This window comes from Serratia nevei, from assembly GCF_024160145.1.
GTDB lineage: Bacteria > Pseudomonadota > Gammaproteobacteria > Enterobacterales > Enterobacteriaceae > Serratia > Serratia nevei_A.
On record NZ_JAMYWQ010000011.1, the window covers coordinates 1 to 17,179 of the forward strand.

The following is a 17,179-nucleotide window of genomic DNA, read 5'->3' on the forward strand; positions in this document are numbered from 1 at the left end:
AGAAGAACAGCAATCTCCACTCTTAACTCCAATGTTAGCATCGGCAGCTCGCTTAAAACTGCCAGTTTTACCCCAGGTGGGTCCGAATTACATTGGCATGTGGGTCATTTTTACATCGGTACTAACACTCTCCAAGTAAAATAGAGTTCATTTCTCGTTGCAACGATCTTGTCTCAACAGATATTTCAGGAGATCTACAACGCTTTAATGATGGCTTTAAAAAAATAATAGAAAAAACCACAGGTAAATGTAATTTAAAAACAGCAGGAGAAAAACTCAGGGAGAATTTTTCCTCACGTGGATTTCGTTCTATCAATAACGTTATTGATGCATATAACGAAGCGGCGTTCCATTACGGTATTGGCATTGGAGGACATGACTTATTCTCAGTAGATCCTTTAGCAAAGGTAGAGGTGACGTTAGCTTCAGATGATGAATGCATCATTCCTCTTTTCCAAAACAGTGATAAAAAAGTGAATTGTGGCGAATTGATATACACCGCAAATGATAAAGTGATGGCTTGGGTTGGCTCAAAAGATGTTGATTCCAATTGCTTCAAAATATCAGAAAGTACGACCGATTGTCTTTTTGTCATTCTCGGCCATGAACTTGTTAAACCTGCAGAGCTCTATGCCGTCAGTTTGCGTATCCGAAGAAACATAATAGACGCATCATACGATATTGATACAGGCCGTTTAGTTATCGAAGAGTATTACTACTCAACGAGGAAAAACTCATGAGTATCGTTTCAAAAATAATACATTACCCACTAAAGTCCGGTTCTGGAGTCTCGTCAGATTTTTGTACTGGGAGCATGAATGGTATCACTGGCGATCGTATTTATTGTCTTTTTGATTCTGAAAACAATAAATTCATCACATTAAGAGACACCCCTCTATTAACGGATATTTTAATCACTGAAATTGACGGTAGGCTATCAGTATCTATTGATGGAAAAATCAGTGAGTTTGACACTCCACCGCCTCTTGATGGAGTCATAAAAATATGGTCAAGGGAGGTTGATGTGACAGTTTTTCGAGGACACATTTCAGAATTTATAAGCACCTATTTGAAAACCAATGTGGTACTTGCGAAAATCAAGCACACTAATGATTTCTCCCATTGTTTCATGGATACAGGTCCGATACATATTATTTCGCAGAATTCTCTCGAGAAATTAAAAAAACCTGTGGTTTAGATGAGATAGATCATGCTATTTTTCGGCCAAACATAATTGTTTCTGAATTCCCATATCCTAACGAAAAAGACATTAAAAAGGTGATAATAAATGGCAATGTATTTAGAGTAACTGAAATGACTGAGCGTTGCGAGGTGATATCTATACTCCATCGCAAACTACTGTCAGTTTCTGACTCGCAAATTTTGGAAACTTTGGATGAGTTGAATGAGTTCGATGGTGCTATTTTTGGAATTTACGTACGCGCAGATTCAGATTTTTTAATTAGTATCAACGACATAGTTGAAATATAAACAGATTAAACCCGTCACCAATTAACTATTTGAAAATATTATTTTTTAGTTCACTCTACCAAACCCAGCGCATCTTCTATTCTATAGAGGTGGTACTAGCTATTTAAAGAGCTTAATAATCGCGAGCAGACTAATTGTGGCCCACAAGGCGAGCTTCTTCCTGCTGAACCTGTAAGTAAGACTTACAGGTTACGTTTTGTTCAAGTTCCGCTTCTTCGTAGATCGCTTTGATGTGCTGCGTAATCGCCTGGGGAGTCACTTGATAAAGATTCGCGATGGTCGCCTGGGGCAACCACAGCGTTTCTTGCTCAAAACGACATTCAACGCGCACTTCGCCGTCATCGCTGGCAAACATAACAAACTCACCTGCCGGGGATTGGGTTAAGTGCTTGTCTGTCATGTCGCCTCCGCTTTGATCTGACTTACCGTGCAGTAATGCACCTAGTATGCGAGAGATCCATACAGGAGCTCATTACGCGTATGGCGTTTATTTTGCAGGCAACATAACTCATGTATCAAATGGTTCCCCCCACCCCTTTGAACTTATCGACAAATGCAGCGATTTTCTGGAAAACGCTTTGCTTCTTGATCAAGTGCTGTGGATTAAGCGGACTCATTTTGGGAAGAATAGAGTTAAGCTCGGTACCGTTTTCGCTTGCGAATTCACGCTTGAGCGAGGTGGTGATATAGCGCCTAGCCGCCTCAGCATTCAAATTCTCAGAACCGATCAGCTCATCAGCCTCACGCTGTTGCTCGATCCGGGCAAAGGCGAAGAAGGCTTCGATCACGCTAGCTTTATCACCAATCTTATCCAGATCCGTCTGATTGATAAAATCAACCAGCAGGCTCTCTTTAGCCCGGTTACCCAGGCTTGCGCGGATCAATCGGCGCACTTCGTCAACCAAATCGGCTTTGTTTCTGGTTTTTTTGTTGTGCTCAAAGATCAGCTCAAGTATGTAATCAAGGTTGATCTCTTGGGATTTAAGCAGATCCACCTCAAACACCACGTCATCCCAATCGATGGTGGATTTGTCTTTATCCTCTGCCGATTTTTGACGACGCTGCCAATCGCGGATGTCGTTGTAGGTCGAGCGGTAATCCTGGATCTTACGCTCGGCTGGCAGGCGTATGGCCTGCAACTCTGCTAGCTTTTCATCATCCAGATAGTGTTCGGCTTTAAACACTTCGCTCGCCTCAGGGTCGTTCATATCTACGCTTTGCAGGGCTTTCAGGCTAGCAAACTCATCGTAGTTTTGTAGCACATGCTCAACGCGCAAGTATTCACCAAAGAGTTTGGCAAAGGCTTTTTTGTCAGCTTCTTTTTCAATAGTGGCGGGATCAGGAAAACGCTGCTCCAGCTCGCTGACCACATCCACAAAACCGCGTCGCGCCTGACCAGTCACCACATCGGTAAAACCTTCCATGTATTCCTTGTAGCTCTTTTCCAGCACCACGTTCTTGGTGTTTTTGTCACCAAACAGGGTGATGGCATCCACCGTCGCTTGTTCCAGGTCACGGAAGGTAACGATATTACCAAAGGTCTTGGTAGCGTCGTAAATTCGGTTGGTGCGCGAATAGGCCTGCATCAGGCCGTGATAACGCAAGTTTTTATCCACAAACAGAGTGTTCAGCATCGGGGCATCAAAGCCCGTCAGGAACATGCCCACCACGATCAGCAGATCGATCTCCTTAGCTTTAACCTGTTTGGCCAGATCGCGGTAGTAATTCTGGAAACCATTGCTGTCTATGCTGAAGTTAGTTTTAAACAGCACGTTGTAGTCCGCGATGGCCGCGTTTAAAAACTCTTTGGCACTAGTATTCATGGCCGAAACATCAAAACTTTCATCCTGAATATCCCCTATAGCATCCTGCTCTTCGTTGGCAGCAAACGAAAAGATAGTGGCCACTCTCAGTGGTTTATTGCTGTGCTTTTGCAACTCCTTGAACGACTCGTAATAAAACTTAGCAGCATCCACGCTGCTCACCGCAAACATGGCATTAAAACCCTTGGCGTTCGCCTGCTGGCGATACGTCTTTTGCCGGAAGTTGTTCAGGATGTACTGAGTAATTTCACGAATACGGTCAGGGTGCAATAAAGCCTGTCTGTTTTCTGCAGCGCTAAGCTTTTTTTCGTCCAGTTCGGTTTCGATGGCTTTGAACTGGGGACGGACATCGTTGTAGTCCACCTTGAACTTGAGCACTTTTTCGTCACGAATGGCATCGGTGATAACATAGGAATGCAACTCCCGACCAAACACGCTGGCGGTGGTATCTGCACCCAGCGCGTTTTGTGGAAAGATGGGGGTGCCGGTAAAACCAAACTGATAGAAGCGTTTAAATTTTTTCTTCAGGTTCTTCTGTGCCTCACCAAACTGACTGCGATGGCACTCATCAAAAATGAATACAACCTGCCTGGTGTAGATAGGCAGTTCACCCTCGCTTTTCATCAAATTATTAAGCTTCTGAATGGTCGTGACGATGATCTTGTTATCGTCTTTTTCCAGATTGCGCTTGAGGCCTGCAGTACTGTCGGAGCCATTGACACTATCAGGCGAAAAACGCTGGTATTCCTTCATGGTCTGGTAATCCAGATCCTTGCGGTCCACAACGAAGAATACCTTGTCGATAAACTCCAGCTCAGTGGCCAAACGCGCCACCTTGAAACTGGTGAGGGTTTTACCGGAACCTGTGGTATGCCAGATAAAACCACCGCTTTCAGGCTTGCTCCAGTTTTTGGCCTCAAAGGCGCTTTTCACTTTCCACAGAATGCGTTCGGTGGCGGCAATCTGGTATGGGCGCATCACCAGCAGAGTGTTACTCACATCAAACACCGAATAATGCAGTAACACATTAAGCAGGGTGTGCTTCTGAAAGAAGGTAGCGGTAAAGTCCTTCAGATCTTTAATCAGGCTATTATCCGCCTTCGCCCAGTTCATGGTGAAGTCGAAACTGTTTTTATTGCGTGCCGTGGTATTGGCAAAATAGCGGCTATCTGTGCCGTTAGAGATGACGAACAGCTGCAAATACTTATAGAGAGAATGCTCGCTGTTAAAGCTTTCCTTGCTGTAGCGGTGTACCTGGTTAAACGCTTCTCGAATAGCGACGCCACGCTTTTTCAACTCAACGTGCACCAAGGGCAACCCATTGACCAGAATGGTCACATCATAGCGATTGGCATAGCTACCGGTTTGTTCAAACTGTTTTATCACCTGGAGCTTGTTACGGGCGATATTCTTCTTATCCAGCAGATAGATGTTCTGGATGCGGCCATCATCAAAAACAAAATCATGGATGTAATCATCGTGAATTTTACGGGTCTTATCCACAACGGAGTCGCTGGGCTTATCGAGATACATTTCCACAAAACGTCGCCATTCACCGTCGGAAAATTGCACGTGATTGAGCGTTTGCAACTGTACCCGCACATTACCAAGCAAAGCCTCAGGGTTATTTAGCCCGGGCAGTAACTCATAGCCCTGGTTGACTAAGTCCTGAAGCAGTTCCCGCTCGAGGTCGTTCTCGCTTTGGTAGTTTTCCGCTGCCTTCCATTCTCGGCTGTATTTATCCAAAACAATAAAATTGTTGGATTCGGCAATAGTTTTGTAGTTGTCCATTTTTATTCCCTTAGCCTTCTTGAACGTCTTTTAGGTCAGGATAATATATTTTATCAAGGTGCCTAACCAGTCGTTTTAAAACTCGTTTTTCATCCTCCGTTAACTCACTCACCTCTTCACCTGCGTACTTTGAATGACTACGCAAGTTCATTACTCTTGCCTCATAAGGATTGGAATCCCCACTATCCGACTGCGGCAGCAAGTCCCCCCACCGTTTGTATCCCAGAAAAATGGTGGTTTTTTCCAAAATGTTACGCAGATAATTGAAGTGATACTTGCTTAACTTATTGCTGTCTATCGCTTTTTGTAATTCAGCCTTAAGATGCAGATGATATGAGAAAGACGAGTCATCTGGTTGCTCTACGAGTTCTGCAAGACCATCATCATTTCTGGTAAGGCGATATTTTTTGAAACACTTGGCTTTGTAGCCTGTCTTTTTTTCATCACTACCAAGCTCATTTTGCAAGACATTATAAAAGAGCGGATTATGGGTTGAGATGATAAACTTTACATCTGATTTATTATTTCTAATGAGTTCTGCCAAGTCTACGGCCAGCTCAATTAAATGATTTTCATCAAGTGAACTTACCGGATCGTCAATAAAAATATACTCAAGACTATCGAACGGCGTGGGTTCCGGATAGTCAGGGTTGACCTCACCTAATGTCTCAACAACGAGGTCAATAAGCGTATAAAACATACTCCAGATAAAATTACTTTCTTCACCTTTTGATATTTTAAGATTGCCTGAGTGCGCATCGTCACCACGCTCAACGGAAAAAGTCACCTCTGAAAATGCCTTAACGGTTACCTCGTTATCATCCTTATTTTTGACTTTATATTCTTCATTAAAACGAGGCGTGAGCTTATCATTCGTGTAACGCTGGAAGTTAGCGATGACATTCTGATCTTGCCCTTGCTCGTTAAGAACCCAGTCAGTAAAAGAGTTTGATTGGATTTTCAGCTTGGGTTTAATATCATCTTCTAAATCATTATCCCAATAGAATAGGTCTTCGGTAAAGGCGTTGTAATAAAGAATTCTATTGCGCGAAAGCTCAGCTTCTTCACCGTTATCGGCATTCCCATTCTTGGGCGCGACCAACTGCTTGAATTCACGCGACAGGCGCGTTTTGCCCGTACCATTAAAGGCATAGATCAACTGCACCTTTTTATTAGCGCCTATTAGCTGCTGTGCTATTTCCGTTAGCGTTTTGCTCATCTCAGCCTGCTACCTCCGAGTTCGGTTTTGGAAAGCTCAACAATAAATCACGGTAATACTCGTATTGTTTTTGGCGCAATTCTATTTCGCGGGGTAAGCCTTCATTGAGAGAATTTGTTAGAGCATCAAACTTGTCGAGAATGGCGACAATTCGTGCCTGCTCCGCTAATGATTTTTCAAGGTCATTGGGATAGGGAACAGGGATAGATACTTTCGAAAACCCATTTATAAGCAGCGTATTGACCTTAGTTCTGGCCACATACTTTGCTTTTTCGACAATGAAAGATGCTGTTTGCATGCAATAAGAAACAAACTTCGGATTCATTGTGTGACGGAATGCATAACAGTGGTCATGAATAGCCACTTTTTCATCTCCAACCCACGCTACTGCCTTGCCGACATCCTCAACTGTCTCACCCACGTCCGTGATAATAACATCACCCGGCTCAGCATAGCGGAGTGACTCCGCCATATCATTTCTGACCTGAGATACTGCTTGCAACGCATAAACACCGTACTGGGTATAGATCTCGCCGTAGTGGATAGCGCTGACCCCATTTTCGACATAGTCGGCTTTGGTAAAACGCTTTCCACGAATAAATTCACCAATCTCGCCCAACATCTTCCACTCTACTTCCCCATCTTCAAAACGAAGCAACTGGTCGCGATAGTAATTGTATTGTTTTTTACGTGTATTAAGCTCGGTGGTAAGCTCGGTGGTAAGCTCGGTGGTAAGCTCGGTAAAGGTATCCAAAATGCGGACGATTTCTGCTTGGATTTTAAGTGATTTCACTGAGTCATTTGGGCATGGGATGGGAATTTTAAATCCTTCAAGCATGGGTTTTCTAATCGAAATCGCAGTTGCTCCCACGCTTTTCATCAAAATATACTGTTTAAATCTAGATGACATGAAATGATACAAAAATTTTGTATTTACGGCATCTGATGTAACATGAATCCTGTACGCCCTCTGATGTAGAGCATACTTTCCGTCCACATAGTGAAATATGTCGCCAATCCCACCTTCACCGGGAATGACTATTGCCACATCATCAAATTCAAAGGTGTCTGACTTCAAGACATTCTTGGAGCGAACATAGAGTGGGTAGATTCCATTCTCGCTTTCATCCTGACGATTTGAGCTTCCTGTGCTAATGTTCGCAACTGCACTCAGTGTCACCCACTCAACCACAACACTATCTAGCAACTTTTCCAAAAAGTTCACACTGCTCATACCTCCAACTCCCCACCTTCAATCTCCGCCACAATGACATCAATCTTCGCACGCAGTTGGTCAATTCTTACCACGATAGTTTTTAACTCGGCATTAAGCTGAGCAATATCTACCACTTCACGAGTATCTTTCACCTCCACATAACTACTTACTGACAGGTTATAATCGTTGGCAACCAACTTCTCAAACGGCACCGACTGGGCAAAGTGATCGACATTCGCCTTGCTGTCGAACACCTGCATGATCTGTTCGATATGCATGTCCAGTAGCACGTTGTTATTGGTTTCTTTTTTAAACAAGTTACTGGCGTCGATAAACTGGGTGGTCGTCTCTTTTTTGTTTTTCGCCAGCACCAGAATATTCACCGCAATGGTGGTGCCATAGAACAGGTTAGGTGCGAGGGAAATCACCGTCTCCACATAGTTGTTGTCCACCAAATATTGGCGAATCTTTTGCTCGGCGCCCCCGCGATAAAAGATGCCGGGGAAACAAACGATGGCGGCACGGCCTTTACTGGATAGGTAACTGAGGGCGTGCAGCACAAAGGCAAAGTCAGCCTTGGATTTAGGAGCCAGCACGCCTGCGGGCGCAAAGCGGTCGTCGTTGATCAACGTCGGGTCGTCTGAACCTATCCACTTAACCGAATAAGGCGGATTAGAGACGATGGCATCAAAAGGTTTGTCGTCACCAAAATGCGGCTCCGTCAGGGTGTTGCCCAGCTGGATGTTAAACTTGTCGTAGTTGATGTTATGCAAGAACATGTTCATCCGCGCCAGGTTGTAGGTGGTGTGGTTGATCTCTTGCCCAAAAAAACCCTCTTCAATAATGTGCGCATCAAAGTGCTTTTTAGCTTGCAACAACAGTGAGCCGGAGCCACAGGCCGGGTCATAAATCTTGTTGACGCTAGTTTGCCCGTGCATAGCAAGCTGCGCGATCAGTTTGGAAACATGCTGTGGGGTGAAGAATTCACCGCCGGATTTACCGGCGTTGGCGGCATAGTTGGAGATTAGAAACTCGTAGGCATCGCCAAACAAATCGATATGGCTCGCGGCAAAGTCACCAAAATCAAGCCCGGCTACACCTTTAAGCACCTCGGCCAAGCGGGCATTTTTGTCTTTTACCGTGTTACCCAAGCGGTTACTGGTGGTATCGAAATCAGCAAACAGCCCCTTGATATCACGTTCTGAAGGATAACCGCTGGCCGAAGCCTCAATGTCGGCAAAGATATGGGCAAGATCGGTATTCAGACTGTCATTGTCGTTGGCATTTTTGACCACGTTAACGAAGAGATCGCTGGGGCGAATGAAGTAGCCCTTGGTCTTGATAGCGTCCTCTTTGATCTCCCGGGTAATAACGCTATCCGGCAGTTCTGCGTAGTTGATGCTGTCATCACCCGCTTCAATGTAGCTGGTAAAATTCTCGCTGATAAAGCGATAAAACAGGGCTCCCAAGACATACTGCTTAAAGTCCCAACCATCAACAGCGCCGCGTACCTTGTTGGCAATGGCCCAGATCTGGCGCTGTAGCGCGGCACGTTGTTGAATACTTGTCATACTGTTGTTCCTGTTGAAAATCGTTCAATTGATGCCTGAGTCTATTGTTCAAGTTTGGTTCGTCTTGATTGAGTTCAAGCCTGCTATTCGAAATAGTAAGGCAGAATTTCTCAATAGCCTCCAGATTTAATTTCTATGCTAGCTCTTTGTAGAGTAAGGTCAGCGATACGAACCTTATGTTTGCTTATCATTTGGATGAGATGGTATCGGATATATAGATAGCTATACCAGCCAGAGATCGTCTTTAAAAGGCTATGGTACCTGGCAAGCTTTGGCGGAAGATCACAGGAGTCGAACCTGCCCAGGACCGCTGGCGGCCCCAACCGGATTTGAAGTCCGGCCGCCCCACCGGGGACGAGGATCTTCCTTGGAGAAGGGAGAAGCAAGGCGCTGATTATAGCGCAGTTTGTTCGCTGCGCTAAGCGGGAAATCGTGCGGCCGCCGGCGATTCGGCGGCCAAGGAGAACTACTTCAGGAAATCCTTCACGTCCAGCAGGATGAACTCGTTGTCATCCGCCATATTGGGCTGGCGGCTGGAGGAGAACGGGAAGTTGTTGTCGTTGCCGACGATGATGTGGTTGGCGTCCACCACGTCCACGTTCTCGATGGTGAAGAACGGGAAGGTCAGCACGCCGTCGTTCAGCGGCTTGCGCGCCAGCTTGTTCGGATCCTGAATGTTCATCAGGTCAATATAGCCCAGTTTTTCGACCGGTTTGCCGACGTTGGCGTCCGAGAAAGCGATTTTATACACCCGCTTAAACTTGGCCACCTGGCTGAAGCAGTTGTCGGTCGGCGCACCGGCGGCGCAGGCTTTATCCGGCGTGCCTTCGCCGTTGTCGCGCTCGATCACCAGCCCGTGGGTGGCGTCGATCATGTTGAAGTCGCCGATGGCGTTCTGGTTGTCTTCCAGCACATACTGCCAGCTGCGGCCGGTCCAGGCCTGCTGTTTCACGTCGAACTCCAGCACCCGCAGGTAGCGTTTGCCGCCGACGTTCTCGAACTGCTCGCCGTCCCACAGCGCCCCTTCCAGCAGCGGGTACAGCTTGCTGCCGTCCGGCGAGGCGGCCATGCCTTCAAAGCCTTTGGAGCGCGCCACCTGGAAGTTCTGCTTGCCGTCCGGCGCGCCCGGCAGGGTCAGCATCGGGTTGTCCGGCGATTTCACCACCTTGCCGTCCACCTGGGTGTCGAATACCGCCAGCACCTTGCCGTTCAGGTCGGCCTTGATCAGGTAAGGGCCGAATTCTTCGCCGATCCATAAGGCATCGTCGGCAAACTGGAAGCTTTCCGGATCGAAATCGCTGCCGGTCAGATAACGCTTCTCGGTGCTCTCGTTGATGATGTGGAACGGCACCTTTTTATCCGGATCGTGCAGGAACACCGTCTTCAGCGGCGCGACCGTGCCGTCTTTGAAATCGATCTTATAGTGATTGAGATACAGCATGGCGTCCGGCGAGTTGGCCTTGCTGCCGAAGCCGTTGTCGGTCAGCACCCAGTAGGTGCCGTCGGGCATGTGTTTGATGCCGGAGTGGCCCTGCAGCGGCTGGCCGTCGATCGGCAGACCGAGGCCGGTCAGGCGATCGGCGGATTTGCCCGCCACGCTGCCCAGCTCGGTCACGCGTTTGCCGCTGGTGTACTTGCCGCTCTGCTGCAGATCGCTCGGCGCGTCCTTCGGTGTGGAAACGGCGGATTTCACCGGCAGCAGCGCATGCCCGGCCAGCGTCGCTTGCACCGGCTGCGCGTCGGCCCACAGGTTGGCGCTCAGCGCCATGCAGCCGATCAGCAGCGCCAGCCGGGTTTTGGTGTTGTGCATGTCATTGTCCCTTTTCGTTGTTATCGCCCAGAAGTAAAAGCAACGTCACTATAGGGAGCGGCAATGACAGAAATATTATTCGGCGAACGCCCGCCGGTAGCTGTGCGGGTGGAAGCGCCAGGTGATGACGATCAGCACCACCACCAGCAGCGCATGGATCTGCCAGTCCAGCACGAAGCCGCCGCTGTAGTCGCGCAGCAGGCCGGAAAGGTAGGGCGTCACGCCCGCCAACAGGAAGCCGACGCCCTGCATAAAGGCCACCAGTCGCCCGGCCGCCGCCGGCTGATGCAGGTGATCGAGCGCCAGCACCAGGCACAGCGGGAACGCGCCGCCCAGCCCCAGCCCGGAGAGCAGCACCCACAGCCACGGCAGCGTCTGCGCCAGGTAAATCAGGCCGATAAAGCCGATCAGTTGCATCATCAGCGCCAGCAGCAGCAGCGGCCGCCGGTCATGATTGCGCGCCAGCGCCGGCAGCAGCAGCGCGCCCACGACCTGGCCGAAGGTCATCAGTGCCAGCAGCGAACCGCTGGCCTGCGGCTGCCAACCGAGCTGCATGTAATACGGTGGCAGCCACGCAATCAGACTGGTATAGCCGCCGTTGATCAGGCCGAAATAGGCGCCAAGCAGCCAGGCGCGCCGGTTGCGCAGCAGGCTTGGCCCACGGTTTTCACCCGCCGCGCTCAGGCGCGACAGCCCGCGGCTGACCGGCCACCAGGCCAGCAGCGCCACCAGCGCCGGCAATGCCCACCAGGCCAGCGCGCTGTGCCAGTCGTGCCCCGCACTCATCAACCACGGGGTGATCGCCGCGCCCAGCCCGCCGCCGCCCATCAGCGCCGCCGACCACAGCCCGGCCACCAGCGCCATGCTTTTGAGGAAATGATGCTTGATGATGCCGGGCATCACCGCCTGGATCACCCCGATGCCGAGCCCGCCCAGTACCGCGCTCATCAGCAGCTGCACGCTGCCGGGGGCCAGTTCGCGCCAGAGCGCGCCCAGCCCGATCGCCAATAAACTTAACGCCACGGCGCTGCGTTCGCTGAACAGCCGGTTGATGGCGCCGCCCGCCAACGCCATCAGGCCCATCATCAGCACCGGCAGCGTGGTCAGCAGCGCCGCGCCGCCAAAGCTCAGCCCGGTGGCCTGGCGCAGCGTCGGCAGCAACGGGCCGATCGAGGTCAACAGCGGCCGCATGTTCAGGCCGATCAACACCAGCGCCAGCAGCAGGGGGTTGAACCAGCGGCGCGAAGAAGGTGAACTAACAGAATGATTTAACACGGTATATTCCTGGTACTGCGAAATGAAAAGCGTGACGTCACAGCGCGGTCGCCACAGCGTTGCGTTACTGTAGGCAACGCCGCTAGTATTGGGAAATTAAATAATAAAATAGCCAACAGTGGGAAAATGAATCGCTACCCGATGTTCAATCCGCAGCTGCTGCTCAGCTTCGTCGCCGTGTGCGACAGCAACAGCTTCACCCGCGCCGCAGAGCGGGTGTTTTTGTCGCAGTCCACCGTCAGCCAGCAGGTGCGCCGGCTGGAAGAGATGCTGGGCAAGCCGTTGTTCGAGCGCTCCTCGCATCAGGTGCTGCTGACCGAAGAAGGCGTGAAGCTGTTGAGCTACGCACGCCGCATCATCGCGCTGAATGAAGAAGCCCACGACGCGCTGACCGGCATCTGGCGCGACGGCGTACTGCGGATCGGCATGCCGGAGGATTTCGCCGTGCCCGCCACCGAGCTGCTGGCCGACTTCAGCCGCGAGCACCCGCACCTGCGGCTGGACGTCGCCAGCGGCCTGAGCGCCGATCTGCACAGCGCTTACGCGCGTGAAGAGCTGGATCTGATCCTGGTAAAGCAGCGCCGCCGGCAACCGCCGCGCGCCGCGCGGCCGGAACCGCTGCTGTGGCTGGACAGCCTGGCCTTCCCGGCCATCGAGCAATCGCCGGTGCCGCTGGCAGTGTTCCCGCTCAGTGGCCTGTACCGCGACGAGCTGTGCCAGGCGCTGGACAACCTCGGCAAACGCTGGCGCATCGGCTACAGCAGCGCCAGCCTGGCGGCGCTGACCGCCGCCTCCGCCGCCGGGCTGGGCGTCACCCTGCTGCCGGCCGGCTGCCGTCTGCCCACGCATCGGGTACTGGGCGAGGCCGAAGGATTGCCGCCGATAGACAGCTTCGAACTGGCGCTCTACTACCGCGACGGCGCTCCCGCCGCCACGCTGGCGCTGGCCCAGCGGCTGACGGTGTTTTGCGGGTTGAGGTGAGCCAGACTAGTACCCGTTCTCGCCATGGTTTTGCCGATACTCTTTGGGCGTCATGTCGTAGCCCTTTTTGAATACCGAATAGAAGTACTGCAGCGACGGATAGCCGCACATCTGGGAAATTTCGTTGATGGTCAGCGAAGTCGCCGTCAGCAGATTACGGGCGCGGTCCAGCTTTTCCTGATGGATCACATGATGGATGGTTTGGCCGGTCTCATCCCGGAAGCGTTTTTCCAGATTGGAACGCGAGATGCCCACCGCATCCAGCACCTGTTCTACCTTGATACCCTTGCAGGCATGGTGGCGAATATAGTGCATTGCCTGAATCACCACCGGATCGCGCAGCGAGCGAAAATCGGTAGAGCGGCGTTCAATCACCTTCACCGGCGGCACCAGAATGCGCTGCAGCGGCAGATCGCGCCGATCGAGCAACTGATGCAGCAGCTTGGCGGCGCGATAGCCCATCTGCCGGGTACCCTGAGCCACTGACGAGAGCGCAACCCGCGACAGGTAACGCGTCAGCTCTTCATTGTCGATGCCGATCACGCACAGCTTTTCCGGCACAGCGATGTCCAGATGCTCGCACACCTGCAACAAATGGCGTGCCCGCGCATCGGTCACCGCGATGATCCCAGTCTGCTGCGGCAACGTCTGCACCCAATCCGCCAGCCGGTTCTGGGCATACTGCCAGTTCTCCGGTGCGGTCGCCATTCCCTGATACACCACGCCCTGGTACTGTTCCGCCGCCACCCGCTGGCGGAAAGCGTACTCACGCTCCTGCGCCCAGCGTTTGCCGCCTTCAATCGGCATGCCGTAAAAGGCGAAACGATTGATACCCTTCTCCTTGAGGTGTGTAAACGCCGTTTCTACCAACGCCTGGTTGTCGGTGGCGATATAGTGCACCGGCGGATAGTCCTGCTCGCGATGATAAGAACCGCCAACGCCGACGATCGGCACCTGCACATTGTGTAACAGCCGCTCAATCTCGCGATCGTCAAAGTCGGCGATCACCCCGTCCCCCAGCCACTCTCGGATATTGTCGATGCGGCAGCGAAAGTCCTCTTCGATAAAGATGTCCCAGTCACACTGCGATGCCTGCAGATACTCGCCGACCCCTTCAACCACCTGACGGTCATACACTTTATTGGCGTTGAACAGCAACGTAATGCGAAAACGCTTCTTGAACATACGACATCCCCCGGCAAAGCAATCGCTCTCTGAGTTAGCACAACTCGCGACGAAAGCGGAAGGTCTCGCGTCATAACTGTGAGCTCAGGCGTCATCCTTATGCCCGGCGCTTGGTAGCGGAGTCCATCCACACCGCCAGCAGCAGGATCGCGCCCTTGACGATGTACTGCCAGAACGTCGGCACATCCAGCATGCTCATACCATTGTCCAGCGAAGCCATGATAAACGCCCCCATCACCGCACCGGCCACGCTGCCCACACCACCCGCCAGACTCGTGCCGCCGATTACGCAAGCGGCGATGGCGTCCAGCTCGGCGATATTCCCCGCCGACGGCGATCCGGCCCCCAATCGCGAACTGAGGATCAAACCGGCAATCGCCACCATCAGGCCGTTGATGGCGAACACGGCCAGCTTGGTGCGTTCAACATTAACCCCCGACAAACGTGCAGCGTCGATATTACCGCCAATAGCGTAGATGCGGCGCCCAAAGGCCGTGCAGGTGGCCATAAAGATCCCCGCTAGCATCAGCGCGGTGAGGATCAACACCGGTGTCGGTACCCCTCGATAATCGTTGAGCAGATAGATGGCGCCAAGCACCAGCACGGCCAACACACTTTGCCGGGTGACGTCACCGACCGCCGCAGCCACCGGCAACCCGAGTCTGACACGCCGGCTGCGTCGCCGCCATTGCCAGATGACGAACAACATCAGCCCGACCGCTCCGATCCCAAAACCCAAGCCATTCGACAGATAACTCTGGCCAATCTGCGACATGGCACCGCTGGTCGGGGCCACCGTCGTACCGTTAGTGATACCGATCAGTATGCCGCGAAAAGCCAACATGCCCGCCAGCGTGACAATAAACGACGGTACTTTACGATATGCTACCCACCAGCCATTCCAGGCTCCCAGCAACAGACCTGCGAGCAACGTCACCACGATGGTCAACGGCAGGGGCCAGCCGAGCCAGACGTCAAAAATCGCCGCCACGCCGCCCAACAACCCCATCATCGAACCGACCGACAGATCGATCTCCGCCGAAATAATCACAAATACCATGCCCACCGCTAAAATGCCGGTAATTGCCGTTTGGCGCAGCAGGTTAGAGATATTACGTGCGCTGAGATAAGCCCCCTCGGTGGTAAAAGTAAAGAACAGCATAATGATGGCGATCGCCACCAACATCACCAGAACCTGAAAATTGATAGATTTCAGCCTCGACGCCGGTTTTTTATCCGCAACGTCCGGTGCAACAGCTTCAGATTGCATATTTTTCAACATCTGTTTCACTCCTCAATGCGGCTTCCATCACCTGCTGCTGAGTCAACCCACGGTTGTCCAGAGAAGCCTTGATACGCCCTTGATGCATTACCAGTACTCGGTCGCTCAGGCCCAGAATTTCCGGCAACTCCGAAGACACCACGATCACAGCGATTCCTTCCAGTACCAGCTGATTGATTAACTTATAGATTTCATGCTTGGCACCGATATCGATACCGCGGGTTGGTTCATCCAAAATCAAAATTTTCGGCTTCAGCAGCAGACATTTAGCCAAAATGGCTTTCTGTTGATTACCACCGCTCAATCTGCCGATAGCCAGCTCGGGCGAAGCGGTTTTCACCTTGAGTTGCGCCAACGACCGGCGAATGGTCGCCTGCTCGCGCGCATCGTCGATTATTGTCAATACACCGCTAAAATCGCTGAGCGCCGCCAGTGTCATGTTCGCGCCAACCCCCATCACCGGCACAATGCCGTCGCGCTTGCGATCCTCCGGTACCATGGCAATACCCAGCCGCATCGCCTGCCGACAGTGCCTGATGACGGCCGGATGGCCGTTAATCTGGATACGACCCTGCCAGCGACCGGGATAAACCCCGAACAGGCACTGCATGGTCTCAGTGCGGCCCGAGCCCACCAACCCAGCAACACCGAGGATTTCACCGCGCCGCAGGCTGAATGACACATCGTCCACCCGGCGCACCTGACGGTTCACCGGATGCCAGGCAGTCAAGTTATCTACCTGCAAAATGACCTCGCCGATAGCGTGCTGCTGTTGCGGGTACAGCTCGGTCAACTCACGGCCCACCATCATGGCGATAATGTCGTCTTCGCTCATCTCCGCCGCCGGTCGGGTACCGATCGGCTTGCCATCGCGGATCACACAGATCAGATCCGAGATCGCTTTCACCTCGTTCAGCTTGTGCGAGATATAAATGCAGGCGATGCCGTGATCGCGCAGGTCCTCAATGATCGCCAGCAGCGTGGCGGTTTCGCTTTCGGTCAGTGACGCCGTTGGTTCATCCAGCACCAACAGCCGCACCTGTTTATTCAACGCTTTGGCGATCTCTACCAATTGCTGCTGTCCCAATCCCAGCTCACCAACGCGGGTATTGGGATCCACATCAAGTTTGACCTGCGCCAGCATACGCCGGCAGTGCAGGTACATGCTGTCGTAATCCACAACCCCGCCACGACACTGTTCATTGCCGAGAAACATGTTTTCCAGCACAGTCATTTGTTTCACCAGCGCCAGCTCCTGATGGATGATAGCAATGCCTTTCCGCTCGGTATCACGAATATTTTTCGCCGTTAACACATCACCGGAAAAATAAATATCTCCCTGATAACTGCCGTGTGGATATATTCCGCACAGCACTTTCATCAGCGTAGACTTTCCTGAGCCGTTTTCTCCACACAGTGACAATACCTGGCCAGCCTCTAATTGCAGACTGATATTATCCACGGCCTTGACCGTACCGAATTGCATGGTGATACTTTTCATTTCCAATAAGCAGGACATTATTCCCCCCATGCAG

The 17,179-nt window shown here is 51.6% G+C and carries 13 protein-coding genes, 1 tRNA gene and 1 pseudogene; 4 read left to right on the forward strand and 11 right to left on the reverse strand.

Annotated features, from left to right (window positions below):
• The first annotated feature begins 227 nt into the window (after positions 1 to 227).
• From M6G53_RS10040 to M6G53_RS25665, 3 genes are read left to right on the forward strand one after another with little or no spacing between them, the layout of a single operon-like run.
• Entirely contained in the window at positions 228 to 740 is a 513-nt protein-coding gene (locus M6G53_RS10040) for a phenylalanine--tRNA ligase beta subunit-related protein (protein ID WP_366519493.1), read from the forward strand.
• Positions 737 to 1,198, forward strand: a complete 462-nt coding sequence (locus M6G53_RS10045) for an MOSC N-terminal beta barrel domain-containing protein (RefSeq protein WP_253330956.1) — start codon at positions 737 to 739, stop codon at positions 1,196 to 1,198. Before M6G53_RS10040 ends, M6G53_RS10045 begins: the two co-directional genes overlap by 4 nt.
• On the forward strand, positions 1,123 to 1,491 hold the full coding sequence (locus tag M6G53_RS25665) for an MOSC domain-containing protein (RefSeq protein ID WP_436286520.1): 369 nt from the start codon (positions 1,123 to 1,125) through the stop codon (positions 1,489 to 1,491). Before M6G53_RS10045 ends, M6G53_RS25665 begins: the two co-directional genes overlap by 76 nt.
• 133 nt (positions 1,492 to 1,624) lie before the next feature.
• On the opposite strand, the pseudogene M6G53_RS10050 reads toward M6G53_RS25665, so the two are convergent.
• From M6G53_RS10050 to M6G53_RS10085, 8 genes and pseudogenes are all read right to left on the reverse strand, one after another.
• Positions 1,625 to 1,891: pseudogene (locus M6G53_RS10050) on the reverse strand (virulence RhuM family protein); the annotation flags it as partial.
• Positions 1,892 to 2,006: 115 nt separating this feature from the next.
• Positions 2,007 to 5,105, reverse strand: coding sequence for an HsdR family type I site-specific deoxyribonuclease (locus tag M6G53_RS10055; protein ID WP_253330958.1), 3,099 nt, complete (start codon positions 5,103 to 5,105; stop codon positions 2,007 to 2,009).
• A 10-nt stretch (positions 5,106 to 5,115) separates the two neighbouring features.
• Complete coding sequence (locus M6G53_RS10060) at positions 5,116 to 6,324, reverse strand: AAA family ATPase (RefSeq protein WP_253330967.1); 1,209 nt, start codon at positions 6,322 to 6,324, stop codon at positions 5,116 to 5,118.
• A gap of 1 nt (position 6,325) precedes the next feature.
• Positions 6,326 to 7,558, reverse strand: a complete 1,233-nt coding sequence (locus M6G53_RS10065) for a restriction endonuclease subunit S (RefSeq protein ID WP_253330968.1) — start codon at positions 7,556 to 7,558, stop codon at positions 6,326 to 6,328.
• Positions 7,555 to 9,111 (reverse strand): type I restriction-modification system subunit M, encoded by a 1,557-nt coding sequence (locus M6G53_RS10070; RefSeq protein WP_253330969.1) that lies wholly within the window; start codon positions 9,109 to 9,111, stop codon positions 7,555 to 7,557. Before M6G53_RS10070 ends, M6G53_RS10065 begins: the two co-directional genes overlap by 4 nt.
• A 272-nt stretch (positions 9,112 to 9,383) precedes the next feature.
• Positions 9,384 to 9,478: transfer RNA gene (locus M6G53_RS10075), tRNA-Sec, on the reverse strand.
• A gap of 99 nt (positions 9,479 to 9,577) precedes the next feature.
• Positions 9,578 to 10,921 (reverse strand): esterase-like activity of phytase family protein, encoded by a 1,344-nt coding sequence (locus tag M6G53_RS10080; protein WP_253330971.1) that lies wholly within the window; start codon positions 10,919 to 10,921, stop codon positions 9,578 to 9,580.
• Between the two features lie 75 nt (positions 10,922 to 10,996).
• Positions 10,997 to 12,196 (reverse strand): cyanate transporter, encoded by a 1,200-nt coding sequence (locus M6G53_RS10085; protein ID WP_366519490.1) that lies wholly within the window; start codon positions 12,194 to 12,196, stop codon positions 10,997 to 10,999.
• 126 nt (positions 12,197 to 12,322) lie between these two features.
• Here M6G53_RS10085 and M6G53_RS10090 point away from each other — a divergent pair, with 126 nt between their 5' ends.
• Complete coding sequence (locus tag M6G53_RS10090) at positions 12,323 to 13,177, forward strand: LysR family transcriptional regulator (RefSeq protein WP_253330973.1); 855 nt, start codon at positions 12,323 to 12,325, stop codon at positions 13,175 to 13,177.
• A gap of 6 nt (positions 13,178 to 13,183) precedes the next feature.
• On the opposite strand, the gene xylR is transcribed toward M6G53_RS10090, so the two are convergent.
• The 3 genes from xylR to M6G53_RS10105 form a co-directional block, all read right to left on the reverse strand.
• The gene (gene xylR / locus M6G53_RS10095; protein ID WP_253330975.1) at positions 13,184 to 14,362 is read right to left on the reverse strand and encodes a D-xylose utilization transcriptional activator XylR; all 1,179 of its coding nucleotides are present in this window, start codon (positions 14,360 to 14,362) and stop codon (positions 13,184 to 13,186) included.
• Positions 14,363 to 14,459: 97 nt separating this feature from the next.
• The gene (gene xylH / locus M6G53_RS10100; protein ID WP_253330977.1) at positions 14,460 to 15,644 is read right to left on the reverse strand and encodes a xylose ABC transporter permease XylH; all 1,185 of its coding nucleotides are present in this window, start codon (positions 15,642 to 15,644) and stop codon (positions 14,460 to 14,462) included.
• The gene (locus M6G53_RS10105; protein ID WP_253330979.1) at positions 15,622 to 17,163 is read right to left on the reverse strand and encodes a xylose ABC transporter ATP-binding protein; all 1,542 of its coding nucleotides are present in this window, start codon (positions 17,161 to 17,163) and stop codon (positions 15,622 to 15,624) included. The genes xylH and M6G53_RS10105 overlap by 23 nt, the downstream gene beginning before the upstream one ends.
• Between the last annotated feature and the right edge of the window lie 16 nt (positions 17,164 to 17,179).